Genomic DNA, 24,195 nt, shown 5'->3' on the forward strand with positions numbered 1-24,195 from the left:
AGGCTCCCGTGAAAAAGACGGCGACAACTTGCGAGTCGGCCGCCTGACGAAGCCCTTGACGCCGGGGCGCAATGCGCTCGCGAGCCCCAAAGGCACGCGGTTAATGGTGACGCGTCGTCCGGTCCTTCGCCGCTTCCCTGGCGTCACCGACGTCCTTCCTGGCTTCTCCCGCGGCCTGCTGCACATCACCTTTCAGTTCCCGGGACGGTCTGCCGGTGACCTTGCCCATTGCCTCATTAACCTTGCCCCTCATCTTTTGAGCAACGCCTTTGACCTGGTCCTTGTTCATGATGCATTCCTCCGAATATGCGACCGATGTCGCGTTAATCAGTTGCGACACAATCAGTATAGGAAAAGCGCTTCGTTCGTGAACGAGGCGACAGGCGAGATTCCAGGCTTTGCGAATGGGAAATCGCGCGGACGAAAGAAACGTTAGCCTGCCCGAGCAGGTCGGCGGTTAGAGCGCGCTCGCGACATGCATCGTGCGGACGCCGGATGGCCGTCGCAATATGACGCTTTCGGCGCGCTGGATGGATGCGAGAGTCGCCAGGCCTGACCTCGCGACCGGCGCGCCGTTCGTGGCATCACGACGAGTACTGCGGACCGGGGTCCGCTTGGCCAGCATTCCTCCACTGTTTTGCCGACGCAAACAGCAGTGAACTCGTCCGACGGGTGGCTAAATCGGGTTTGACGCTGCGCTCCCCGGAGCCGCTTACAGCGCGCCCACCGTAAGCCTCGTCCTATTATGTCTGCCCGAGGGTAGCCGAGCTTCCCAGGGCGCAAGGTTGATTTGATTTCTAAGCGAACTACCATGTGGCTGTGGCTTACGCAAACCGCAGAGCCCTCACTAGCGCATTCCTCATTGCGTTTTCGTATAACCCGCATATAAGTAAGCCAGCTGGTTGCGCTCAACAGTAGTCGGGCGAAGCCGAACTGGTGATAGCGGCCCGAGTGCCTTGCTATGCTGGCTTGGCGCCGACATGAAGACTATGGGTAACACATTCCGAGGTGACCTATGGCGGCGATACAGCACGTTTTCGTTCTGATGCTCGAGAATCGTTCTTACGACAGCGTGTTTGGATGGTCCAACCTGACGGGCGTCTCACCTGGAGGTGAGACCACAACCGCCAACGGACTGCCCGCTACGCCCATAGTCAATTTCGGACGAACCGGGACGGCTTATCGGCTAGGCAAGGGTGCGCCCTATGCGCTTGGCTTCGACCCCGGACACGAGTTTACCGACGCCTGTGTCCAGCTGTGCGGGCTACAGGTCGCCAGTGCAGATACCGTGCGTAATGACTCCCTCGTTTTCGGCCCGAACGGCTATCCACCATTTGCGACGGACACTTCGACGATGGGTTTTGCCGCGACGTACGAGGACCATTCCGACGCGGTAGCCGACGCTTTTAACGCCTTCACACCGGACCAACTCCCGGTACTGAACTTCCTGGCCCGCCAGTACGGCGTGTGCGATAACTGGTTCGCATCGATGCCGGGACCAACGTGGCCGAATCGTTTCTTTGCCGTGGCTGGCACCTCGTCCGGGCTCGACCATTCTCCGAGTGATGCGCAAGTTGTGGAAGCGGTGTTCTTCAACGCACCGCTTTTCACTTTTCCGAACGGCACGGTTTTCTCAAAGCTTCAGGAGTCGGACTGGCTTATCGTGCAAGGCGACGTTGCACAGACGCGCGGTATTCACGGGATGCAAAATCTGCTCAGTCGTTTCGTTCGAATGGATACGCTGCTTTCCCGGCTTGCTGATAATTCATTGACCGAGAAATTTATCTTTATCGAGCCAACGTACGATGCGAAGAATGACTTCAGAAACGGCAATTCGATGCATCCGGCCGGCGACGTTCGAAACGGGGAAGCGTTGGTCAAGCAAGTGTACGACGCTATAAGTGGTTCTAACCTTTGGTCCAGCAGCGTGCTGCTCATAGTCTTCGATGAGCATGGTGGCTTCTTTGACCATGTGACGCCTCCAGATGCTGCGCCGCCGGGCTCCGCCGAAAATGCCCGCCTGAAAACTCACAACTTCGCGTTTGACAGGCTCGGCGTACGCGTGCCGGCCATCGTTGTCTCTCCTTTCGTTCCCGCTGGCACCATCGACCATTCGGTGTACGACCACAGCTCGATTCTGAAAACAACAGATACGCTGCTTGGGCTCAATGGAGTGCTCAACCTGACGGCGCGCGTGCGCGCAGCGGACAACTTCGCGAAGATGTTGAGCCTTTCTACGCCTCGTGCCGATATCCCGCAATGCCCGTCACCCGTCGCTGCGAGCGGTGACCCGAGACCCACCAGCGAAGGCGCTCCGCGGTCGAAGGACCCTTTTTTGCCGCTATATGCACATCGCTAGAACCGGCGGCTCACACTAGGACATCCGGCCACCGACAAGCGACCATCGTAGTGAGCTCAGGCGACCGCCTCCTTCTGGCGACTCCGAGTGGCAACTTCAACCGCGGACTGGCGGGAAAGACGCACATGCCGCGACAGCAGAATGCGAGTAGGTTGAAGGGCAATCGCGAGGGGCTCGGTGCACGAAGGGCCCCGCCGTTTGATGATGTCGACGTAGCGAATTCGCAGCGAGTTCCACAGCATTCTTCGAGGCAACTTCCCAGGAGTTCGGGCTGGTGCCGATAATCTCACTGACGCTGTAAACGCTGCATTCAGTGTCCTGCGTGGCCATGATTTCCACTCCTCTTGGTTAGGAGGCGCGATTCCCGCACCTTGGTCATTTCATCATAGGCCCCGACGTGCCAACCGTAGTCGCTCCCCGCGGAGCCGCGCGTCTCGGCTGGTTAGCGGCCGGTGGAGATTTTTCGGATGTTGTGCGCCGGCCACCTATCTCGCAGGCGTTCGTTCCTAACGAAGGCCGGCGCTCAATGCTAGTGGAGCGATTGGCTTCGTTCCGAGCGCTGTACAGCCAACTATCCCCACTTTTCCCGACGTGATGTTGCCAAGGACGTAGCCGAAACTCTTCGCTCGAGTCGGCATTACCCTTCAAATCTCTACCTGCGCTCCCAGTTCGATGACCCGATTGGGCGGAATCTTGAAGTAATCAGCCGCGTCGCGAGCGTTGCGAGACATCGCGGAATACAAGGCCTCCCGCCATAGCGCCATGCCGGATTTCGGCGTGGCGAGGACTGTCTGGCGGGCGATAAAGAAGGAGGTTTGCATCGGGTCAATCGAGAGTCCAGCATGCCGACCTTCTTGCAAAGCGCGCGGTATGTCGCGCTCATCCGAGAACCCGTAGTAGACGTTGACTTGATAGCAGTGGTGTCCAAGCGGGACCACCTTGATGCGTTCCCTATCCGGAACTCTGGGGATGTCGGTGGCGTACACGGTCAAAAATATCGTTCGTTCATGTAGCACCTGGTTATGCAGTAGGTTATGCAATAGCGCATGGGGTACGCCGTCACCTTCCGCACGGAAGAAGACGGCCGTACCAGGCACGCGTAGCGGTGGATTGATGAAGAGCGACCGGAGGAAGTCGTCGAGAGGGATGAGTTGGCGTTGCAGGCTTTGGAATACCAGTTCGCGCCCCCTTCGCCAGGTCAGCATGAGCATGACCATCAGCGCACTGATTGTTAGTGTAAACCAGCCGCCGCTAATGATTTTCAAACTCGTGGAAGAGAACAAAGCGACGTCAATCGTCAAAAAGAATCCGGTCGCTGCGACCGACAGCAACAGCGGAAATTTCCAGCCGAAACGGACAACGAAGAACGTCAGCAGCGTCGTCGTCAACATCGTAGCGGTCGCAGCAATGCCATAGGCCGAAGCCAAATTGGAAGACGAGCCGAATCCCACAACGGCCAATATGACAGCCGTGAGCTGGAGCCAATTGACGAGTGGGATGTAGATTTGCCCCTTTTGACTTTCGGAGGTCTGGAGGATACGCATACGGGGCAGGAAGCCCAGCGCAATAGCTTGCTGAGTCACTGAAAATGCACCGGAGATTGTCGCCTGCGATGCGATAACCGTCGCCATCGTCGAGAGCACTACGAGCGGATAGACGCTCCAAGGGCCAAGTTGCAGAAAGAAAGGATTCGAAACCGCTGCCGGATTCGATAACAACAAAGCGCCTTGCCCGAGGTAATTGAGTGCCAGCGCGGGAGCGACGATAGAGAACCAGGCCAAGCGAACTGTCTTCTTGCCAAAATGGCCCATATCAGCATACAGCGCTTCCGCACCGGTGAGCGCCAGGACAACCGCACCGAGGGCGACGAAGGCCAACCACCCGTTGTGGATGAGAAAGCCGAGGGCGTGGAGCGGATTGAAGGCAATCAGAATGACCGGGTTCTTAGCGATATTAGCAACGCCCATCGCAGCAAGCGCAATGAACCAGACCAGCACAATCGGGCCGAACCATTTTCCGATACCGGCTGTGCCCCTGCGCTGCAACAAGTACAGTGCAACCAGAACGGCCAATGTCACAGGGATAACATACGGCTTAAGAGCAGGCGCGGCCACTTCCAACCCTTCAATGGCCGACAAGACTGAAATGGCTGGCGTAATCACACCGTCGCCGAAAAATAGCCCTGCGCCGACCATGCCAAGGAGCATCACCGGATAGTACCAACGGGATTTCTGAGTGACCGACGATAGCGCTAACGCGGTCATCGCCATAATGCCGCCTTCCCCTCGGTTGTCCGCCCGCAAAACAAGAGTTACATACTTGAGCGAAATCACGATTATTAGGCCCCATAAAATCAGCGAGACCACCCCCAGCACATTGACAGGGACTGGCGAAAGACCGTGATGTTTCGCGAATACCTCCTTCATTGTGTAAAGCGGACTGGTTCCAATGTCGCCGTACACAATTCCAATGGCAGCCAGCGTCAGCGCAGCAATGCTATTTTTATTGGAGTCTGAAGTCACAACGCCGCCTCATTGTTGAGCCTCAAAGCATGTAACTGCGGAGCAAACTGCTGCTCCAGCCCACTACAACTTCTGCAACCGTCGCATCGCATCCGACCGTAACCGACCTACAAGCCATTGCAGACACTGCCACGTCGCTGTGCTCTACGGATTCCGATATTAACTTCTCGTCGTCTTGGGCTGACTACATCGGATGGCACAGAACGCGTCGGCCATAACAATTGAATTGTTAACGTCAGTCCGGAATCAAGTCGCCGAGGCAGCAGGATGATGGCCCGCCCATTTCCCAGTTGCCACGCATCGGCGGTCACGGCGACTCAGTGCAGCCACGCGATTCCGGCCGCGCCCACAGCGGGCAGGCCCAACAGAGGAAAGCAGCGACGCATGCGGTGAAGAGGATTCCGCCTTGACCGTGCCCGCGCATGAATGGGTTCAACCCGCCATACCAGGCCTCTACAAAGACAATGACGAAGGCAACCACAGTTGTTAGGATTCTTGCCCGCCGGGAGCCAAAGACGGTCGCCTCTCGCGGAAGCTTCGTCCGCATGAACAGGTAAACGGCAAGTGCCGCAAGCAGCCCCTCCATGGTCCAGAACGCCTGGTCCCTTCCTCTGATGAGATAGTCGACTCCATCGTACCAACCGATGAACAATGTAATCGCGAAGGCGCCGATTGCAGCCAAACCAATGATGACGTGAGCTTTCACAGGGCTGTCTCCATTCTGTTCAAGGCAGAACAACGTCCCGGCGAGTATATCTCGCGCAGTGAATGACTGGGAGTCCGGGCGGAGCCAGCATGTGTCGACCGCTATCGACAATGGTGAGGTCAGACAAGCACTTCTTTCCGATGACTCCGAGTGGCAACTTCAACCGCGGACTGGCGGGAAAGACGCGCATGCCGCGACAGCAGAACGGGAGTAGGTTGAAGCGCAATCGCGAGGGGCTCCGTGCACGACGGGCCGCGCCGTTTGACAATGTCGAGACCGTTAGACCCTCGGAAGATGGCTTGAGCGCCAGCCGCAACAGCGCTGGTGATGCGTCTTGTGCGGCGACGGGCGGTCGCACCATGATGAAAAGCGTCTTTGATGACTGCGCGGCCAGATGCAGACGCCGCAACGATGAAGCTTGCGCATACTGGGTCCAAAAAACGAGCGCCCCGCAACTCCCTGCCCGCAATATCTGCTCTACCGACCAGAGCGCGTCCGCAGTCTTCGGTGCCTTGACGCGAAGCATCTGTTCGAGCGTCAGGCCGATGTAGCTGAGCCCGAGACCGTCGGGTGTATGCGGCGGCTGTACGAATGCGACGGGTCGCCTGCCTGTCGCGCTCAGCGCAGGACGCAACAGCCGGGCCTCGCCGACGCCAGGGTGCTGTACGAGCAGGTCCACCAGCGCGCCCACCGGCCAACCACCGCCCGGCAGTTCCGCCGACAACGCCGGGTAGCCGGTCTCAACTACGCGACCGCGGCCATGCGCGAGCTGAGACGCCCGCCAAAGGGACGGATGTATCGCTTTGGAGACGGCGCGACAGTGGTCATTTGCGAAAAACACCTGTATGGATGTACAGTACTCTACAGTCAAAACGTTGAATGTGAACTGTCGTTTCTTCAGCTCGTCAGCAGACCCAACGGGTCAGGCGCGAGGTGCGGAGTCGCAGGCTTTTTGGAGGAGGTGCAAGATGAGAGCGGATAATTGGGTTCGGGAGGCCCAGCGAGAATCGAGGCTCGTCGATGCGCTGTTTAAAGCGCGCAATGTGATTTCCATGCACAACGGCATAACCGTGCGGTGCGACGGCGAGGAATGGGCGCTGGACTTCGGCCAGGAGCTGGAGGCGATTGACGCAGCTTTGAAAACGGCAGGAATCGATGTCGCACGGTTCCGGCAGTAAGACGATGCCGCATGCAGGGGTCAAGTGATGCAAGCGGATGAGTTGCGCGGATACTCGCTGTGGGGACATGCGATAGAACAGGGAGAAGTTCGTCCCTCCCCGCGATGTGGGGCGAGCGGCACAATCACGCGCGGTAGCGACGCGCGATTGAAGACTGTTCAGCCGACGAGCCGACGATAAGCGCTTAGATGTCGGACGAGGCCTTGCTCGTCCGACGCAGAGTACGCGGTCGTACTCTGTGCGCATTTCGCTCCGCTCGAAGAGGCCGGCCTTGAACATCTTTTCCATTTCCTGAACGAGCTTAGTCGGGCCAGGCTGCGTCACGTTTCCGGAAGAGCCTGATGCATCGAGTACGCCAACTATTCTTCTGACCCGTCATCTAAGCCGTTCACCGCGTCCGGGGCTATGCCGAGCATGCGAAGCGTGTCTTGTATGACGTCGACCTCCGCCTGCATGCGCTCCATAGAGCCAACCGGAAGGTCCTCTGGCATCATCTTCCCTTGCGCCTTCCGAATAGTATCGACGGTCACGCAGAATGCGAAGGCCGCTAGATAATCGTTGTCCTCCACGTCGTCTTCTCTCTGTCAATAGCTACAACAAGCTAGATATCGACCGAATTTCATCTTTCTTGATGGCCCTGAAACGTCTACTCGGAAAGGTTCGACAATCCCCCGTTCGTCGCGCAACAGCCGATTGATTTCGGTTAGGAGCTCGAGACGATTGACGCAGCTTTGAAGACGGCCGAAATCGACGCCGCGCGCTTACGCGAGAAACAATCAAGCACATACAGGTCAAGCAAAACAGCACCGCGGATACGCACTTTGGGGACATGCAATAACGCAGCGCGAGGGCATCCGTCGCGCCGCGCAGTTCGCAGCGAGAGGCACAATCCCGCGCGACAAAGAGTTCGTTGCGGGTAAGGAGCGCTCGGCTATTTGGCGCCGCGCGGGACGCCGGAAGAAGGTGGACCCGAATGGACCCGCGCCTGGATTGACAGCCACGGATAGCGCGAGCAAGACCGATTTAACCGACGAGCCGTCGATATGCGCTGAGATGCCGGACAAGGCCTTGCTTGTCGCCGCGAATCTCGCTCAACCTGGCGAGGTTGAAATGAGCGTCAGCATGCGTCGGGTCAAGGTCGATGCATCGCTGATAGGCCGCTTCCGCAGCGTCATAGCGTTTCAGTTCTTCGAGAACCACCGCCCGGTTGAAGTGCAGTAACGCGTCATCGGGAAAGTGCTGTAACGCCCCGTCGAAAACGGACAATGCCTCGTCACAGCGCGTTTCGGTCTCACACAGCAGTACACCGAGATTGGTATACGCGTGGTAGTGCGGTGAAGGCGCAAGCTCAAGCACTTTCCGGTACGCCTGCTCGGCACCAACGTCATCGCTTCCGGTGAGCTGTTCGGCAAGAGCGAACCATTCTTCTGCCTGCTCTTCGCGGCTCGCCAAGTTTCGCGGCGCCGAATCGAGGAACGCGACGTCACCTCGAATAGGCGCCACCTCGAAGTCGAGCAGCAGTTGGCCCGAGGCAGCGTCCCATTGCGCCTGTCCTGACCTGACTGCGACGGTCTCGCCCACCGATGTGATTCGGATGCCAGACAGCGGAAGCTCGTCAGGCAATTCGGCTCTCAGTTTTGCAAGAGCCTTGAGAATCTTCCGGGACGAGACTCTGGCTGATTGCAGCCGGAATGCTGTGCGCAGGACTACTACGTCCTGAAAAGAGAATCGGAGTTCGTTTCTCGAGCCGCGCGCCGGGTGAACAAATCCTGCATCGATAAGTCCTGAAAGCACCCGACGCGATACTCCCAGCAGCGATTGAAGGCTGCGCAACGAGTAATCGTTAGAGTGGCTCCGTCTTGTCACTTGCGTGCCCGGACCTTTGCTGGTGGCGCCTCTTTGACGTCAGCTTTCGGCGTGGCTCGTTTGACAGGCCGGCGAGGTTTCGCGGCGAGCACCTCGACGTCGGCGGGCGACGCCTTGTTTGCCGCTGGCACCTTCGCCGCTGCTGTCTTCACCGGCGCCTCACGTTTCTCCTTATTGGCGCTCAGGCTCGCGCGCAGGGCTTCCATCAGGTCAATCACCTGGCCGCCGGAGTCATCGGCCGGTGCTTCAGGCGACACAATCTGTTTGCCCGCAATCTTCCGGTCAATGGCTTCGAGAATCCGCTTCTTTTCTTCGTCTTCGTAAGCCGTCGGGTCGTAGGCGTCTTCCGACACCTGGCCGATGATTTGCAGCGCGAGTTTCAGTTCTGTATCGCTGACGGACACCTGTTCGATATGCAAATCGCTCAGCGCGCGCACTTCGTCGGCGAACAGCAGTTGTTGGAACACCATCCCGTCTTCAGCAGGCCGTATCTGAACGATTCGAGTTTTTCCCTTGTACGACCATTTTGCGAGCGCACAGCGTTCGCTTTCGCGCATGGCGAGCTGAAGCAGGCTGTAGGGTTTGCCGCCGCGTTTGTCGGGAGCGATGAAGTACGCCTTGTCGTAGTACAGCGGGTCTACCGACTTTTCAGGGACGAACGAGACGATTTCCACGACGTGGCTCGCGCCTTCTTCGAGCGCTTTCAGTTCTTCGGGGGCGAAGACGACGAACTGCCCCTTCTCGAACTCGTACCCCTTCTTCATGTCCGCGCGCGCCACCACGGCGCCGGTGGCCTCTGATACATATTGCTGCTTCACGCGACCGCCCTCCGGCGTCAGAAGGTTGAATCCAACACCGGCAGCGCTATCGGTCGCCGAGTATAGTTTCACGGGTATTGACACCAGTCCGAAAGATAGCGTCAGCGAAGCGATGGAACGCGCTGCCATGTGAGTCTCCTGATAGCGGCCGGCGGTGAGTCTCCAGCACCGGAACTAGCCAAACACGGGGGCAAGTGTTCGCGACAAGGGGCATGTTATGTGCCGACCGATGAGCGAGCCAGCGCCCGCGAAATCGGCTGGCTTGCATGTAGCGAGAGCTGTCGCGCCCTACAAGTTCTTTCGGCCCAACGGCGGCGCTTCCTGGTGCGGGCCGTTTCATCGTAGGCGCTTTATTGCGGAAGCCACCGACTGTTGCGCCGACCAGATAAGCTTCCATGGGTCTCGCGCTTGGAAGCTAAGATACTCTCTCGCCGTTTGCACTGTCCACTGGGCACCGCTCTTGAGCCCAGACAGTTGCCCCCACGACACGGCGGTAAATCCGGGGTGCAACGAAGACGAGGCTCGCCCGTTTCGCGGTCGGGCCCACTCAGGCTGGCAGTAAATGTATTCGACGGATGTATCGCACACATGCAGCGTCCCATTGACCGCTGACGGCGATGCGGATACCTCCTGCGGCATAAACGGTTCGCACGAGCGGCGTTGGCGCTTCCCCCATCGCCTATCAGCCGACTGTGTCGTGAGGTGATGATTCCGCCAGTTGTGGGTTTTAACGTGCAGCCTTACGGTGAGAGCCAATTGTCCAGCATTCGCGTGCCTCGCAGGGTGCGCGTCTCACTCTGAGCCGCGTCGGCCAGCACCGCTCTGCTGGAGCCGAATTCTGCGACTATTAAGTCAGTTGAGAAACTACCGTTAGCAACTGGTCAACGGCCACCGGCTTCTCAACGTAAGCGTCAAAACGGGGCCCGTGCGGGTCTGTCGGCGGCGGGCCGTCGGAGAGAAGGATGACAGGAAGGCCTTTACCCGGGTGGGCGTGCCGGAGCAATTTACAGAGGCCGGGTCCATCTAACATCTTTCCGTCCGTGATAACGACGTCCGGAAGCCTTCCCGAGACCATTTCAAGCGCCTCCGGACCATCGAGGGCAGTCATGATGTGATGACCTTCGGACTCAAGACACATTCGCAGAACCTCAATTAGCTGGGGCTCTTTGCCGGTCAACAATATTCTGCTCATGAACTTCCCCGCTTAGTTCCCTCGTACGCGCATGGGACATGCCTGGCATTGCGCCGCAGGCGAGAGCACCTACCGGCCGCTCGTAGGCTTCCGTAGGCGCCTCAGGCGACTTGTCTCGGCGGGGGGCACCGCACGAAGTGCTTGCAAGCAAAGGCCTCAACGCGGACACGCTCCACGTCGAATCAGGCCGCGGCGTGCTGGCAAACCATCGATACCCGGTACTGGCCTTGAACCGAGCGCCCGAAATAGGAATAGCAGTGGTCTTCACGCGGCCAAACGATGCTCATAGTACGACCGTACCCTGTCGTCAAGAATCGCGTACATCGCGTCAAGATTCTTCGGGTCCGGGTTAAGCCACGAATCGACGTGTTCAGGCTTGATTGGAATGATGCACCGGTCGTGTCCTGCCGCCGCAATCTCCGGAGGAGGGTCGTCCGTAATGGCAGCAAACGATAGCAAGTCTGGCTGCCCGGGCGCACTCCACCGTGACCAGAGACAGGCGACGTGCATCAGTTCCCCGCTGCTCGGACGAAATTCGAGAATCACATTTTCGTCCCGTTCATGCGTCTCGAGCAGTGTCCCTTCGAACTTCGCTTTGCTGACATTCTCGTAAAAGACATCGACGAGCATGACACCATGTGTGTAACCAAACAGGGGCTTCCAGAAGCCCTCTAAACTATCTCTTCTCGCGTTGTAGGTGCTCGGATATTTGATGTCATACGCCGCCGGTTTTCCCGCAATGCGACACTGGTAGCGCATGGGTTTCACGACGCGCTGGCCGTCTTCCATGACCATGACGGGCGCGTAGTGTCCGGGAAAGATGCGGGAATCGCGGTCCTCCGGGTCCGTGCGCTGGATATCGTCAAGCTTGCCGCGAGCCCACACGATTTTGTCGGCCGCGATGCGTTTGTTCTCAGTCGCCTTCTTCGTTGGCTTCTTCTCGAGCGAACGCTCTGCCTCTACCAGGCGGGTGCGCTGTCTGAACAGTTCCCGTTCGAGTCGCACGGTCTCGTCCGCGTTAAACCGGTCGATATAAGTCTTTATCTCGCGCTCAGCTTCGGACTCCGGGCGCGCGAACGCATCTTCCAGAGCCTTCGGAATCTTCGCATTGCTGCCCTCGGCCCGCTCGAAAAAAAGCTGTGCGAATTCCCTGATGCTCATCGTCGCACCGAACATCCGCACGAACTTGCGATAGTCCGCCTGAATCTGGGCCGAGTAACACATCGGTTTCTCCGGAATCGGTCTTATGAATAAATGAAGATGCAGCCGCTGTTGCATGAATCTATACCTTTCCGGCAAACCTGAGGTCAGGGTTCGCGATGGTCTGAGGGACACAGACCACTCAACAGAAATTCCTGCTGACAGAATGCAGGCCGCCCAGCAGATGCGACATGTCGACAAGCCGCTGCGCCACCAGATGCCGCACCTCGCCCTGACACTGCCAGACGCCGTAGACCGCCAGCAGCGACGCACTGAGCGCTTCCTTGCGCTGCTTCTCGAGCAGAGTCGGCCAGATGATGACGTTCACGTTGCCCGTTTCGTCTTCGAGCGTGACAAACACCACGCCCTTGGCCGTGCCAGGCCGCTGGCGCACGGTGACGAGACCACAGCCGCGCGCGAGCTGGCCGTCCCGGTACGTGCGCAACGTGGCCGCGGGCATGAGGCGATTGGCGAGCAACTGCGGGCGCAACAGCTCCAGCGGATGACGACCGAGCGTCAGGCCCACCGAGCGATAGTCCGCCACGATGTCGTTCGCTTCCGAGGGCGCGCCGAGTTCCGGCGTTTCGTCCTCGACGGCCGCGGCGGCCAGCATGTCCTTCTCAGGTACCGCCGCTACCGACTGCCAGAGCGCCTCGCGCCGGTTGCCAGCAAGCGCGGCGAGCGCGTTCGCATCAGCGAGAACATGCAGGTCCCGACGGTCGAGCGCCGCGCGGCGCGCGAGGTCCTTCACGCTCGCGAAAGGCCGCACCGCGCGCGAGTTTTCAATCCGCTCGGCTGTGGCTTCCTTCATGCCCCGCAGCAGTGAGAGGCCAAGGCGCACTCTGGGCCGCTTTTCGCTGGCCGTACGTTCCAGGGACGAATTCCATCCACTAATGGTCACATCGACCGGCAGCACCTTGACGCCGTGGCGCTGCGCATCCTGCACCAGCTGTGAAGGCGAATAGAAGCCCATCGGCTGGCTGTTGAGCATCGCGGCGAGAAATGCCTCGGGCTCCTGACATTTCAGCCAGCTGCTCGCGTACACGAGCAGCGCGAAACTCGCCGCATGACTTTCGGGAAAACCATATTCGCCGAAGCCTTTTATCTGCTCGAAGATGGCTTCGGCAAACGCCAGGTCATAACCCCGCTCCTGCATCCCAAGCACGATGCGGTCATAGTATTTTCCGAGGCCACCCTTACGCTTCCAGGCGGCCATTGCGCGCCGCAGCTGGTCTGCCTCGCCTGCAGTAAAGCCCGCGGCGAGAATGGCGACCTGCATCACCTGCTCCTGGAAAATCGGCACGCCGAGCGTGCGACCCAGTGCGGTCTTCAGGGCATCGCTTGGATAGGTGACCGGCTCAAAGCCCTGGCGACGGCGCAGATAGGGGTGAACCGCCCCGCCCTGAATCGGACCCGGCCGCACGATGGCCACTTCAATCACGAGGTCGTAAAACGTGCGCGGCCGCATGCGTGGCAGCATCGACATCTGCGCGCGCGATTCAATCTGGAAGACGCCTACCGTGTCGGCGGCCGAAATCATGTCGTACGTGGCCTTGTCTTCCGCGGGAATGTCCTGCATCTCGAAGCGCTCACCGCGCTGCTCCGACACGAGGTCGAGCGTGCGACGAATGGCTGAGAGCATGCCAAGCGCGAGTACATCAATCTTGAGCAGTCCGAGCGATTCGAGGTCGTCCTTGTCCCACTGGATGACGCTACGCTCGGGCATCGCGGCATTTTCAACCGGAACCAGCCGCGTGAGCTTGCCCCGGCTGATGACGAAGCCGCCCGAGTGCTGCGACAGGTGCCGCGGAAAGCCATAGAGCTGTGCGGCGAGCGACGCCCACGCGCGGATGAGCGGCGTGTCGGCATTCAACCCGCACTCCTCGAAGCGCTTGAGCAGGTCCGCACTGTTATCGAACCAGTGATGTGACTTGGCGACCGCATCGACTATCTGCAGGTCGACGCCCAGCGCCTTGCCCGTTTCGCGCAAAACGCCACGCGCGCGGTATGTCGACACAGCAGCAGCAATCGCTGCGCGGTCGCGTCCATACTTCCGGTAAATGTACTGGATGACTTCTTCGCGCCGCTGGTGCTCGAAATCCACGTCAATGTCCGGCGGCTCGCCGCGCTCCTTCGAGATGAAGCGCTCGAACAGCATGTTGCCGCGCGCGGGGTCCACCTCCGTGACGCCGAGGCAGTAGCACACCGCGGAATTGGCCGCCGACCCTCGCCCCTGACACAGGATGTGCTGACTGCGCGCGAAGCGGACCAGGTCGTAGACGGTCAGAAAGTACGGCTCGTACTGCAGGTCGGCAATCAGTTCGAGCTCGTGCTCAATCTGCTCCTGGACGTGATGCGGAATGCCCGACGGAAAGCGCCGCTGTGCGCCGATGTAGGTCTCCTGCCGCAGATAGGCGCCCGGCGTGAATCCGGGCGGCACGAGTTCGTCCGGATACTCGTAGCGCAATTCATCGAGCGAGAAGGTGCAGCGCGCGGCAATGTCGACCGTTGCGGCAAGCGCATCCGGTGAATACAGATTGGCGAGCCGCAGGCGCGAGCGCAAATGCTGTTCGGCATTCGGCGCGAGGTCGTAGCCGCATTCATGGACTGGCTTGCCGACCCGGATGGCGGTTATCGTGTCCTGCAGGGGTTTCCTCGAGCGCACGTGCATCAGCACCTCGCCGAGTGCAACAACCGGCACGTCGCGGTTGCGCGCGACGAACTCCACCGCGCCACGGTGAATGTCGTCCATGGCCCGCTGATGCAGCACGAGACCGAGCCATGCACGCCCCGGAAATGTCTCGTCCAGCCATTCGGCCTGCGCGTCGAGCACGTCCTCCTTTGCGGGGAATGACGGCACGAGAATCGCCAGGCAGTCCGGCACGCCCAGCAGGTGCCGGTATTCCTTGTCGGGGCGCGACAGGTCTTGCGGCGTGAGCCGGTATTCGCCTTTCGGCGCGCGCGTGCGGGCGAGCGTGATGAGCTCGGAGAGGTTGCCATATCCTTCGCGATTTCTGGCAAGCAGGATGAGCCCGAATGCCGGCGAGCCGTCCGCGTTCACCAGACGGAAGTATGAGCCGACGATGAACGGCAGCTTCGCTTCTTTCGCCGCCACGTGCGCCCGTACGACGCCAGCGAGCGAGCACTCGTCGGTAATCGCGAGCGCCGAGTAGCCGAGTTGCGCGGCGCGCTCAGCGAGTTCCTCCGCGTGCGAGGCACCGCGCAGGAACGAGAAGTTCGACAGGCAGAATAGCTCGGCATACGCCGGCAGCATGGTGAAGGTGGTGTCCACGGCGCGTCATCCGAATAGGCCGTGCAGGAACCAGCGCGGTTCTTCTTCCGCGTCACGGCTGCTTACGCGCTCGCGGTAAATCCAGTAACAGCTCTGGTCGTCGGCCTGGGCGACGAAGTAGTCGCGCGTGACCAGCTCGCCGTCGAACCAGCCCGCCTCGATGCGCTCGCCCGGCGACACCATGCGCAGCGGCGAACCATAGAACGGGCGGTGCTGGCGCATCAGCAGGCGCACCGGCGTATCGAGCATCCACGTCGGTCGCGGCAGGCCTTCCGGGATGACGACAGGCTTCGCGGTTTGCGTGACCGGTACCCAGCAGTTGGCGACTTCCGGGCGATGGTCAGCGCTTGGCGCCGGCCGCAGCACATTGTCCTCACCGAGCCGCGCGACGAGTAATTCGAGTAGCCGTGCGTGGTCTTCCTTCGAGCCCCCCGGCTCGGGGAAAAGCGTGTCGGACGCCGGCGCGGCGGACTCGACCTTTGATGCGTCAAGACGCAATGCAATAACCGGCGCGGTGAGCTCGATGCGATGCAAGCGCTCCTTGAGCAGCCTCACGAGGTGCTCTTCCCGCCAGGTGGGCTCACCCAGTGCAATCTCGATAGTGGTCGGTTCGATGGCGTCACGCCCGCGCTCATGCTCAAGCGACAGGCGCACCGCGCTCACCGCGAGCTGCTTTGCGCAGAGCCACCCGCACAGTTGCACGATAAGCCGGTGTGCGCCGAAGACTGCGCCGTCCGCGTGTTCGAGCCGGTCCGGCATCTCGATGCGCGCGGAAAACGTGGGCGGCAGTTCCAGCCAGTCGAAGAGTTCCGGCGCGGTGCCAAACGCGCGGTCGAGCGAATCGAGCAGGTGTTCGCCACAGCGCCGCTGCAGTCCGGCGCGCGGCAACCGGCGGATGTCGGCGATGGTTTCGCAGCCGAGTCCGCTGAACCAGTCGGCGAACTGCCGTACTTCGGGGACGGCGACCATGGGCAGGCCGGCAAGCCGCTGTTCGAGCCTGGAGACTTTGAGCACGCGCCGCGCACCATACCCTTTCGCATGGCGAGCCAGCAGCCAGGCGCCCTGGCCGGTCGGCGCGGCACTGATGCGCGCGGTAAGACCAAGCGTGGCGAGCAGCGCCTTTGCTTCGCGGCACAGCGCGAGCAGTCCGCCAAAGAGGCGCAGGCTCGCGCCAACCTCGACCACCACAGTCGCTTCATCGAGCAGCGCGACTTCGGGCGAAAAGCGCATCAGCGCAATGCCGACGTCGCGCTGCGCTGCCCGCTCTCGGGCGAAGTCGCGCTCGTGCATTTCCGTGTCCGGCGAGAGCGTCAGCACGCCACCGCGCTTCATCCCGAGGCGCACGCCTGCCGCGCGCGCGACGCTGTCCGCGATGACGACCTTGTCCTTCCCGAGCACGACGCTGCCGTGAAGCGGCTCAGGCGACCACCTCGGTCTGAAGACTTCGAGCGGCAACTTCGGCAGGTGAACGGCGAGAAAGACGCGCATGTCGTGACAGCAGAACAGGAGTGGGTTGAAGGGGAATCGAGAGAGGCTCCGTGCGCGAGGGCCCTCGTCGTTTCACGATGTCGACGGTCAGGCCGTCGGCCGATGGTTTGAGCGCCAGGCGCAGGAGCGCCGGCGACGCGTCCTGTGCGCTCGCAAGCGGGCGCACCATGACGAACAGCGTCTGGGACGACTGGGCGGCCAGATGCAGGCGCCGCAGCGACGAAGCCTGCGCGTATTGCGCCCAGAAAATCAGCGCGCCGCAGCTTCCCGCCCGGAGAATCTGTTCTGCCGACCAGAGCGCATCCGCGGTTTTCTGCGCCTTCACACGCAGCACCTGGTCGAGCGACAGACCGATGTAGCTGAGCCCCAGGCCGTCAGGTGTATGCGGCGGCTGCAGGAATGCAACCGGCCGGTCGTCTACAGCACTCAGCGCGGGCCGCAGCAGCCGCAGTTCACCCACACCTGGTTGCTGCACCAGCAGGTCCACCAGCGCGCCCACCGGCCACCCGCCTCCGGGCAGCTCGGCTGAGAGCGCCGGATACCCGGTATCGACCACCCGCCCCCGGCCCCGCGCGAGCTGCGATGCCCGCCACAGGGACGGGTGTATCGCTTCGGGGGACGGCAAGGGGGATGTCATTGCGAGAAAACCTGTATGGATATACAGTATCCTACACGGATTTCGGTAACGGCGAACAGGCACTTTTTTTGGGAGCAGGACGGATGGATATGCGTGTCCATGAACCGGTCAGCCATCCGATGCCGGAAATTGCGGCGTTTGTGGCGCAGATGAAATCAGCGTTCGGCGAGGAGGAAATCAACGAGGCGGTTCACCGTGGCAGGGCTGGCGAGCCGACGTTTTACGCCGCCGAAAACGGTCATACCGTTGGTACAGCGAGTCCGCTCACCGCAAGTGCATGGCAAGTCACCGAAGCCATTCGGGACCGCCACTATTGCGCAGACTGCCACGGCGGATGCCTCAACCAGGCGGTGTCTTGCAAACAGTGGCAGCAGCGAGAAGCAGGAAAGGGCAAATCGTGAGAAAACTTGGACTTGCGTTACTGACCGCGGCATTGGCGCCGGCGGCTTTCGGGGCCGGCACATATTCCGAAGTGTGGAATCCGCCGGAGGCGCGCGCGACTGCCCCGCACCGGGCCGGTACTCAACACAGGCTCGCAGTACGACATCACGTGGCCCTGCACGCGAGGAAGGTGCGTTCGCCGCGCGCGTTAGCAACTGCTCCACGGCTCGTGGTCAGGCAAGGCAACGCGCAAAAGGCCTTGCGCAACGAAGAACCGGACATGTGCGAGATTCCGCGGCAAACCACGCCGGAAGGCAACGTGCTTCGCGTGACAGGCCACGCGGCTTCCACTCACGTCGTCCGCTAATGCAATCGCAGAAGTACCGCGGCTATGACGTATGGGGGCACGCCATCGTTGAGGAAAACGACGGCATCCATCGACCGAAACGTTATGCAGCGAGCGGGACCATCACCCATGGAGGTAAGCTAGTTCAGGCATCGGGCGTTCTGGGCCATTTTGAAAGTGAGGAGGACGCTCAGCTTGCGGGGCTGGAATGGGCCCGCGCCTGGGTTGATGCAAACGCCTGAACTCCCCACTTGGTCTGCGTTTCCACAAAACGTCAAACCGCGTCCGCTCGAGTCGTTTCTGCGCTGCGCACGAGGCTTCCTTCGAGCATCCGCAGAATGCGGTTGCCTGCCCTAAAAAGAGTCCCATCCACTGAATGGCTTTAATGTCTGAAGAGACTCTTCGAGATACGAATGAGTAAAGACATATCTAGCGAACAAGGTTTTAATTTTTTGCGGCGGCCACTTTAGGCGAATCCGTCTTTCTGCGATAGCTTGCTGATGCTAGCAGCTAGCGCCGGAGCGTCACGATGCCGATGCCCCTGCAAGCGGCTGGTTGCGCTGTGTACTGCAGTCGCGGCTTACCGCGCTTGTAATCACCCCGCATGTCGGGGACGGGGGATGTTCACGCGCCCTGCCGCTCGGGTCTTCGATGTTAAAGATTTGGTGACTACGACCGTAATAGTGGAGGTGTGGTGGCGCCCAGTATCGAAGGCCCCACTCGAACAGGCGGTCGGAGAGTAGCTTGAAAGTAGAAACGGTATGGCACCGTATCGGAACCAATATTAACCGCGCCCGCAGCGATGGCAGCGCGTCTGCATGGCCAGCCCGAAACCAGCAGTTCCTTTCCTATTTCCTTGTCCGCTACGGTCAAGCCACAGCCGCGCCTCTTGCGATTCTGCTCATCGCGATTTCTGCTGGCGTTGGCATTGGCTCACTGGTGCACCACTTGGCCGCTGATGCGGCGATGCCGGTACGTCTTGCTGCATCTTTAACGGTCGGCGTTATTGCGCTCGCATCTGTACATCGAAAGCTTGCGGCTGACTACCGTCTGCGGTGCGCCGCTGTTGCCATGGCAAGCGCAATGCTGAACGCGAACCGGGACTGCCTGAAGGTCCTCTCGACAGACGGAAAGTTATTGCGGGTGTCGGAGCATGGCGCGGCGTTGATGGAAGCTGAGTCGCCGGACGAGCTCAGCGGCGCTGACTGGCTGAACTTCTGGAACGGTAATGACCGCGCACTGGCCGAAAACGCGTGCCGTGACGCTCTGGCGGGTATCAGCACATCGTTTACGGGCAGCTGCTCCACCACGAAGGGCCAGAAGAAATGGTGGAATTCGACAGTATCGCCAATAGCCGGCAAGGATGGTTCAATTGTCGGTCTGCTGTGTGCTTCTGAGGATGTCACTCAACAGTGCGACCTGCTGAAGACCCTTCGTGAACGTGACGAGCTAATGCACGAGATGGAGTCGCACGTCCGGCTTGTGTTCTATTCCTATTGCCCGGACTTCCAGCACTTCCATCACGTCAGTGCGGGGGTTGAGCGTGTGTTCGGCATCACCGCTGAACAGCTTGCCACCACGCCTTCCGCGTGGCTCGAACTGGTGTGCGCCGTGGACATCGGTCCTCTTCGCGCGGAGATGCATCGCATCGCATCTGAAGGCGTCGAGGGCCGCTTCGAGTACCGCATCCGGCGCCCGGACGGTTGTCTGCGCTGGATTCGAAGCACGGCATACCCCGTGCGCGATGAAACGGGAGCCGTTGTCCGCATTGTTGGCGTGAGTGAGGACATCACGGTCGAGCAGGAACGGCTGGCAGCGCTCGACCGGCTCGCTCACACTGACGGCTTGACGGGCTTGGCTAACCGCAGCGCACTTGTTCGGCAGATGAAGACGCTCTGCAATCGCGACGCCGCATTCGCTCTGATGTTCATTGACCTCGACCGCTTTAAGGTCCTTAACGACACCTTGGGGCATACGGCCGCTGACCGTCTGTTGAAGAACATCGCCGAAATCATCCAGACAGCGCTTCCAGAGGATGCATGCGTTGCGCGCCTGGGAGGCGACGAGTTTGCCGTCATCCTTAACGGCGAAGCAGACAAGGCGAGATTGGCGACGTTGGCGCACACTCTGCTCAGCGCGTTTTCGAGCGGTGTCCCAAAGGACAGCGCCGACCCATTTGTCACGGCATCTATTGGCATATCCGTTTACCCCGAGAACGGACGAGACCACGAATCGTTGCTGACAAGCGCTGATATCGCAATGTACGCGGCAAAAAAAGGAGGCCGTAACGGCTTCCGGTTTGCCGGTAAAGCGTCGAGCGACGTGCTCGGTGATTTCGAACTTGAGCGAGTTCTGCCTCTAGCCCTGGCGTCCGGCCAATTCGTCCTCCATTTCCAGGGTATTCATCAGCCGACGTCTTTGGTGATGACGGGCGTTGAGGCGCTCATTCGATGGAATCATCCGGCGCGAGGCATGGTACGGCCCGCCAGTTTCATTCCCATACTCGAAGAAAGCGGATTTATTGTCGAGGTTGGGGCATGGGTGATGGATGCCGCCCTCGCGCAGCTGGCCTACTGGCGAAACGCAGGCGAAAAGGACCTTCGCATGTCGGTGAACGTGTCAGCGCGCCAACTCAGGGATGACACTCTCGTGGCCATCGTCGACGAAGCATTGCGCAAGCATCGATTGCCGCCGCGCTGCCTTGAAATCGAGTTGACGGAAAGCGCATTGATGGAAAACACGTCCGTCGCACAAGGAACGCTTCTAGCGCTCAAGCGCCTCGGCGTGCGCATCGCCATCGATGACTTCGGAACGGGCTACTCCAGTCTCGGCTATTTAGCTGACTTCTCCCCCGACACGGTGAAGATTGACCGCTCATTCACGGCCAGGCTTGGTCGCGACGCGGCAGCCACTGCGATAGTCCGCGGCATCATTCAGATGTCGCACGAACTAGGCATGAAGGTGACGGCCGAAGGCGTCGAGACAAGCAAACAGCTACAAACCCTGCGCGAGGCGAGCTGCGACTTTGCTCAGGGGTATCTCCTGACAAAGCCCGCGAGCGCTGAGAGCCTCATGCTCGCGTGTCGCTCGGTGACTACAGGGCAGGACGCAGAGTCTGCCCCCGTGTCTGTTTCCGATGGCCGCGACTTACTGGTCAAGAGTTAATTTACCGGCGCAGCGTCACTCACTCGGCAACGAACACCTTTCCCCCATTGCTTTCGCAAGACGAAACGTAGGTGGCTAGGGTTTCGTTTTAGATTGGCCAACGGCAAAAGCGCGGCGTCCAATACTTGTTCGGAAAATACAGCCGCGAATTGTTTCGACTCCCTCGTTGGGCAGACAGCCCCGCAGGAAGCACTTGCGACACGCTTATTTTGCAAGAGGCAGTCCTGAAATCGGCGGCAGGAGCATCAGCAGGCGTTGCCTATAAGGCAAATTTAGTGAGGAACATGTCAGCAATCGCTGCACGGTAACCGCGTTCGAGCAATCATGGACGCAGCCGCGGATAGTTTTGAACACATAGGCTCTTGTGGCCCCGGTCGGGCACGAGCCATGCATCTCCCCCCAAGTTCAGGAGGAAAGACGCATGCCGGGACGATGGAGTACGCCACGCAAGCCCGCACGACGGCTTGTGGATGACCCGCCGGGCGCGATGCCATCGGTTATCGAGCCGCAACTGGCTACGCTGGTCAGCCGCGCCCCCGCCGATGGCGACTGGTCTTATGAAATCAAGTACGACGGCTACCGGATGCTCGTTCGTATCGAGGGCGGTTCGGCCAAGCTCATCACCCGCAATGGGCACGACTGGACGGATAGAATGCCGAGACTGAGCAAGGTCATTGCAGCGCTGCCGGTCGACGACGCGTGGCTAGACGGCGAAGTCGTCGTCTTGAATGCAGCGGGCATGCCAGACTTCAACGCTTTGCAGAATGCGTTTGACCGCCGCAGCACCACGGAAATCGTCCTTTTCCTCTTCGACATTTTGTGGCTGAACGGCACCGATGTGCGCGACCAACCGCTCCGAGCAAGACGCCAGCTTCTGCGTGAGCTGATGGAGCACGCCGAAGGTCCGCTGCTGCGGTTCTCCGACGACTTTGCGCAGGACCCGGACGCACTCGTCGCCTCTGCATGCAGGATGAAGCTCGAAGGCATTATCGGTAAGCGGGGTGACGCGCCATACCGCTCGGGCCGCTCCACCGACTGGATAAAGCTGAAATGCAACCTTCGGCAGGAGTTTGTGATTGGCGGCATCTCCCGAACGAAAGGCGCAAAGACGGGCGTGCATGCATTGCTTCTGGGCGTCTACGAGCAGGACGGCTCTCTTCGGTATGCCGGCAATGTTAAACCGTTCCTTCCGCCGGGAAAAAGTGCTGCGCTTTTTAAAAGACTTCAGCCTCTTAAGCAGAGCAAACCATCGTTCTATAACCCGCCTGAGCGCGACCGCGAGCGGGACTACCACTGGTTTGCACCGGAGGTCGTGTGCGAGGTCTCGTTTCTCGAATGGACACCTGGCGGCGAGATTCGCCACCCCGTTTTTCATGCCATCCGGGAAGACAAACCGGCACGCGCGGTGACGGAAGAACCGGTCGCCGATGCCTCGGCAGGCGAGCCGGATGATTCTCGTGTCGGGTCGACCCGCGAGCGCCCGGGGCCGCGTGGTACCGTCATCATCGGCGACATAAAGGTCAGCAATCCTGGCCGCGTGATGGACGACGTCACTGGCCACACGAAGCTCGAGCTCGCGCGCTACTACGATGAGATTGCTGAATGGGCGTTGCCGTATCTTCATAACCGGCCTTTGACGCTCGTGCGTGCTCCGGAGGGAATCAAGGGAGAACTGTTTTTCCAGAAGCATTCTGAACGCGTGCGGATACCGGGCGTCGAAGAATTGCCGGTGGACCTTTATCCGCGGCATCCGCCGCTGCTTGTTGCCAACAATGCTGAAGCACTTGTCGGACTCGCTCAGATGAGTGTCGTCGAACTGCACTCCTGGAACGCCGTCGCGCCCGACCTGGACCATCCGGACCGCGTTATCTTCGACCTCGACCCGGACCCTGCGCTCCCCTGGTCGGCCATGCTGGAAGCCGCGTCCCTTGTCAAACTTGTGCTCGACGAAATCGGGTTGAAGTCGTTTCCGAAGACTAGCGGCGGCAAGGGGTTTCACGTCGTCGTACCGTTGACTCGCCGACAAAGCTGGGATGAAGTGAAGGCGTTCTCGCAAGCGGTCGCCCGCCACATGTCACATGTCGTCCCCGAGCGCTTCTCGGCTGTATCCGGTCCTCGCAATCGTGTTGGAAAAATCTTCATCGACTATCTGAGAAACAGCCGGGGGGCGAGCACGGTCGCACCATTCTCCGTTCGTGCACGCTCGGGCATGGCGGTCTCAATGCCAGTTTCCTGGGACGAACTTAAGACCGTGGAGCGAGGTGACCAGTGGACGATGAAAAAGGCAGTTGCGCGGCAGCGTACGCTTAATTCTGACCCATGGGAGGGCTACTGGCGCGCACGGCAGGGCATCACTGCTGCAATGCGTCGAGCGGTCGGCATGAAGCCGTAATTGGGACGATATGCTTGCTCGTACCTTGGCCATAAGAAGGACCTGACCGCAGTGAGGACCGGCGAACGCGCTGCGCGCGCCTGATGCTCGTCTTCTTTATATGTCCGTTTTTTCATTGCAACTCTCCTTTTTCACAGGCCAGCGGCTATCGCCAGAGACGCATCGCCTCACTGCAAGAACGCATACCATGCATCATGCTTACGTGCATCACCATCATGCCGACGATACCGAGCACAGCGACGAGGCCAATGACGGCGAAAATGATAATGATGACGTTGAGCATTCGAGCGTTGTCGAACATGAATTCTTCCTTGGCACCAGTCGCGGAGCAGCGTGACGAGCAGCGATATCGCACTGCTCCGCGTGACTTGTCCGTGTCGTGATGAATCAGGTCATGATTTGGCACCCGTCACCGTTTCACTGTGCCCGTCGTGCTTGTCGGTACTGGACTTTGTTCCCCGCATCATGAGCAACATCGAAAGCGGACACACCAGCATGCAGGCCACTAGGATGAAGGGTGCGAGGGCGCCTCTGAACTGAGGCAGCGCCCAATATCCAAGGGCGATAACAAGGGCGAGCGCAAGTGCAGTCGTCACCATGGTCTTTGTGTTGCACTTCATGTTTGTTTCCTTCCTGAAAATGGATTGGGTATC

Annotated in this window: 19 protein-coding genes and 1 pseudogene; 6 read left to right on the top strand and 14 right to left on the bottom strand. The window is 60.0% G+C overall.

The window, feature by feature from the left end; all coding sequences use genetic code 11:
• Positions 1 to 100 precede the first annotated feature (100 nt).
• Entirely contained in the window at positions 101 to 289 is a 189-nt protein-coding gene (locus AB6809_RS11320; protein WP_371026664.1) for a CsbD family protein, read from the bottom strand.
• A 726-nt stretch (positions 290 to 1,015) separates the two neighbouring features.
• Between AB6809_RS11320 and AB6809_RS11325 the strand changes: the two genes are divergently transcribed.
• Positions 1,016 to 2,359, top strand: coding sequence for an alkaline phosphatase family protein (locus AB6809_RS11325; protein WP_371026665.1), 1,344 nt, complete (start codon positions 1,016 to 1,018; stop codon positions 2,357 to 2,359).
• A gap of 96 nt (positions 2,360 to 2,455) precedes the next feature.
• Here the strand turns inward: AB6809_RS11325 and AB6809_RS11330 are convergent, their stop codons facing one another.
• From AB6809_RS11330 to imuA (AB6809_RS11345), 4 genes and pseudogenes are all read right to left on the bottom strand, one after another.
• A complete protein-coding gene (locus AB6809_RS11330; protein ID WP_371026666.1) occupies positions 2,456 to 2,689 on the bottom strand; it encodes a dodecin domain-containing protein in 234 nt (77 codons plus the stop codon).
• Between the two features lie 314 nt (positions 2,690 to 3,003).
• Positions 3,004 to 4,881 carry a potassium transporter Kup gene (locus tag AB6809_RS11335; protein ID WP_371026667.1) on the bottom strand — a complete coding sequence of 626 codons (1,878 nt, stop codon included), beginning with the start codon at positions 4,879 to 4,881 and terminating at the stop codon, positions 3,004 to 3,006.
• A gap of 307 nt (positions 4,882 to 5,188) precedes the next feature.
• The gene (locus tag AB6809_RS11340) at positions 5,189 to 5,587 is read right to left on the bottom strand and encodes a hypothetical protein (protein ID WP_371026668.1); all 399 of its coding nucleotides are present in this window, start codon (positions 5,585 to 5,587) and stop codon (positions 5,189 to 5,191) included.
• 119 nt (positions 5,588 to 5,706) lie between these two features.
• Positions 5,707 to 6,428 (bottom strand): annotated as a pseudogene (imuA, locus tag AB6809_RS11345) (translesion DNA synthesis-associated protein ImuA).
• Positions 6,429 to 6,555: 127 nt separating this feature from the next.
• On the opposite strand from imuA (AB6809_RS11345), the gene AB6809_RS11350 reads away from it, so the two are divergent.
• Positions 6,556 to 6,765, top strand: a complete 210-nt coding sequence (locus AB6809_RS11350; protein WP_371026669.1) for a hypothetical protein — start codon at positions 6,556 to 6,558, stop codon at positions 6,763 to 6,765.
• Between the two features lie 1,023 nt (positions 6,766 to 7,788).
• Here the strand turns inward: AB6809_RS11350 and AB6809_RS11355 are convergent.
• The 7 genes from AB6809_RS11355 to imuA (AB6809_RS11385) all read right to left on the bottom strand — a co-directional run bounded on the left by AB6809_RS11355 (position 7,789) and on the right by imuA (AB6809_RS11385) (position 17,258).
• Entirely contained in the window at positions 7,789 to 8,598 is an 810-nt protein-coding gene (locus tag AB6809_RS11355; RefSeq protein ID WP_371026670.1) for a tetratricopeptide repeat protein, read from the bottom strand.
• A 29-nt stretch (positions 8,599 to 8,627) separates the two neighbouring features.
• The gene (locus AB6809_RS11360) at positions 8,628 to 9,578 is read right to left on the bottom strand and encodes a Ku protein (protein ID WP_371026671.1); all 951 of its coding nucleotides are present in this window, start codon (positions 9,576 to 9,578) and stop codon (positions 8,628 to 8,630) included.
• A gap of 718 nt (positions 9,579 to 10,296) precedes the next feature.
• Positions 10,297 to 10,641, bottom strand: a complete 345-nt coding sequence (locus tag AB6809_RS11365) for a response regulator (RefSeq protein WP_371026672.1) — start codon at positions 10,639 to 10,641, stop codon at positions 10,297 to 10,299.
• A gap of 264 nt (positions 10,642 to 10,905) precedes the next feature.
• Positions 10,906 to 11,865, bottom strand: coding sequence for an SOS response-associated peptidase family protein (locus AB6809_RS11370; protein ID WP_371026717.1), 960 nt, complete (start codon positions 11,863 to 11,865; stop codon positions 10,906 to 10,908).
• 118 nt (positions 11,866 to 11,983) lie between these two features.
• Positions 11,984 to 15,133: an error-prone DNA polymerase gene (locus tag AB6809_RS11375; protein ID WP_371026673.1), complete on the bottom strand. Its 3,150-nt coding sequence runs from the start codon at positions 15,131 to 15,133 to the stop codon at positions 11,984 to 11,986.
• Between the two features lie 6 nt (positions 15,134 to 15,139).
• On the bottom strand, positions 15,140 to 16,621 hold the full coding sequence (locus tag AB6809_RS11380) for a DNA polymerase Y family protein (RefSeq protein WP_371026674.1): 1,482 nt from the start codon (positions 16,619 to 16,621) through the stop codon (positions 15,140 to 15,142).
• Complete coding sequence (imuA, locus tag AB6809_RS11385) at positions 16,551 to 17,258, bottom strand: translesion DNA synthesis-associated protein ImuA (protein WP_371026675.1); 708 nt, start codon at positions 17,256 to 17,258, stop codon at positions 16,551 to 16,553. The genes AB6809_RS11380 and imuA (AB6809_RS11385) overlap by 71 nt, the downstream gene beginning before the upstream one ends.
• Positions 17,259 to 17,341: 83 nt before the next feature.
• Here imuA (AB6809_RS11385) and AB6809_RS11390 point away from each other — a divergent pair, with 83 nt between their 5' ends.
• The 4 genes from AB6809_RS11390 to ligD all read left to right on the top strand — a co-directional run bounded on the left by AB6809_RS11390 (position 17,342) and on the right by ligD (position 23,542).
• Entirely contained in the window at positions 17,342 to 17,659 is a 318-nt protein-coding gene (locus tag AB6809_RS11390; RefSeq protein ID WP_371026718.1) for a hypothetical protein, read from the top strand.
• 346 nt (positions 17,660 to 18,005) lie between these two features.
• Entirely contained in the window at positions 18,006 to 18,227 is a 222-nt protein-coding gene (locus AB6809_RS11395; RefSeq protein WP_371026676.1) for a hypothetical protein, read from the top strand.
• 502 nt (positions 18,228 to 18,729) lie between these two features.
• Positions 18,730 to 21,150: an EAL domain-containing protein gene (locus tag AB6809_RS11400; protein WP_371026677.1), complete on the top strand. Its 2,421-nt coding sequence runs from the start codon at positions 18,730 to 18,732 to the stop codon at positions 21,148 to 21,150.
• 487 nt (positions 21,151 to 21,637) lie between these two features.
• The gene (gene ligD / locus AB6809_RS11405; RefSeq protein WP_371026719.1) at positions 21,638 to 23,542 is read left to right on the top strand and encodes a DNA ligase D; all 1,905 of its coding nucleotides are present in this window, start codon (positions 21,638 to 21,640) and stop codon (positions 23,540 to 23,542) included.
• A gap of 145 nt (positions 23,543 to 23,687) precedes the next feature.
• Here the strand turns inward: ligD and AB6809_RS11410 are convergent, their stop codons facing one another.
• Positions 23,688 to 23,843, bottom strand: coding sequence for a hypothetical protein (locus tag AB6809_RS11410; RefSeq protein WP_371026678.1), 156 nt, complete (start codon positions 23,841 to 23,843; stop codon positions 23,688 to 23,690).
• A 91-nt stretch (positions 23,844 to 23,934) separates the two neighbouring features.
• Positions 23,935 to 24,162 (bottom strand): DUF2933 domain-containing protein, encoded by a 228-nt coding sequence (locus AB6809_RS11415; RefSeq protein ID WP_371026679.1) that lies wholly within the window; start codon positions 24,160 to 24,162, stop codon positions 23,935 to 23,937.
• Positions 24,163 to 24,195: the final 33 nt, after the last annotated feature.

Origin of the sequence: Paraburkholderia sp. RCC_158, assembly GCF_041355255.1 — a bacterium.
In the GTDB taxonomy this organism is placed as follows: Bacteria; Pseudomonadota; Gammaproteobacteria; order Burkholderiales; family Burkholderiaceae; genus Paraburkholderia; species Paraburkholderia graminis.

Coding starts and splice junctions, on each gene's coding strand:
- AB6809_RS11320 (WP_371026664.1), bottom strand. CDS start 289: ATGAACAAGGACCAGGTCAAAGGCGTTGCTCAAAAGATGAGGGGCAAG.
- AB6809_RS11325 (WP_371026665.1), top strand. CDS start 1,016: ATGGCGGCGATACAGCACGTTTTCGTTCTGATGCTCGAGAATCGTTCT.
- AB6809_RS11330 (WP_371026666.1), bottom strand. CDS start 2,689: ATGGCCACGCAGGACACTGAATGCAGCGTTTACAGCGTCAGTGAGATT.
- AB6809_RS11350 (WP_371026669.1), top strand. CDS start 6,556: ATGAGAGCGGATAATTGGGTTCGGGAGGCCCAGCGAGAATCGAGGCTC.
- AB6809_RS11360 (WP_371026671.1), bottom strand. CDS start 9,578: ATGGCAGCGCGTTCCATCGCTTCGCTGACGCTATCTTTCGGACTGGTG.
- AB6809_RS11365 (WP_371026672.1), bottom strand. CDS start 10,641: ATGAGCAGAATATTGTTGACCGGCAAAGAGCCCCAGCTAATTGAGGTT.
- AB6809_RS11370 (WP_371026717.1), bottom strand. CDS start 11,865: ATGTGTTACTCGGCCCAGATTCAGGCGGACTATCGCAAGTTCGTGCGG.
- AB6809_RS11380 (WP_371026674.1), bottom strand. CDS start 16,621: ATGCGCGTCTTTCTCGCCGTTCACCTGCCGAAGTTGCCGCTCGAAGTC.
- imuA (WP_371026675.1), bottom strand. CDS start 17,258: ATGACATCCCCCTTGCCGTCCCCCGAAGCGATACACCCGTCCCTGTGG.
- AB6809_RS11390 (WP_371026718.1), top strand. CDS start 17,342: ATGGATATGCGTGTCCATGAACCGGTCAGCCATCCGATGCCGGAAATT.
- AB6809_RS11395 (WP_371026676.1), top strand. CDS start 18,006: ATGCAATCGCAGAAGTACCGCGGCTATGACGTATGGGGGCACGCCATC.
- ligD (WP_371026719.1), top strand. CDS start 21,638: ATGCCATCGGTTATCGAGCCGCAACTGGCTACGCTGGTCAGCCGCGCC.
- AB6809_RS11410 (WP_371026678.1), bottom strand. CDS start 23,843: ATGTTCGACAACGCTCGAATGCTCAACGTCATCATTATCATTTTCGCC.
- AB6809_RS11415 (WP_371026679.1), bottom strand. CDS start 24,162: ATGAAGTGCAACACAAAGACCATGGTGACGACTGCACTTGCGCTCGCC.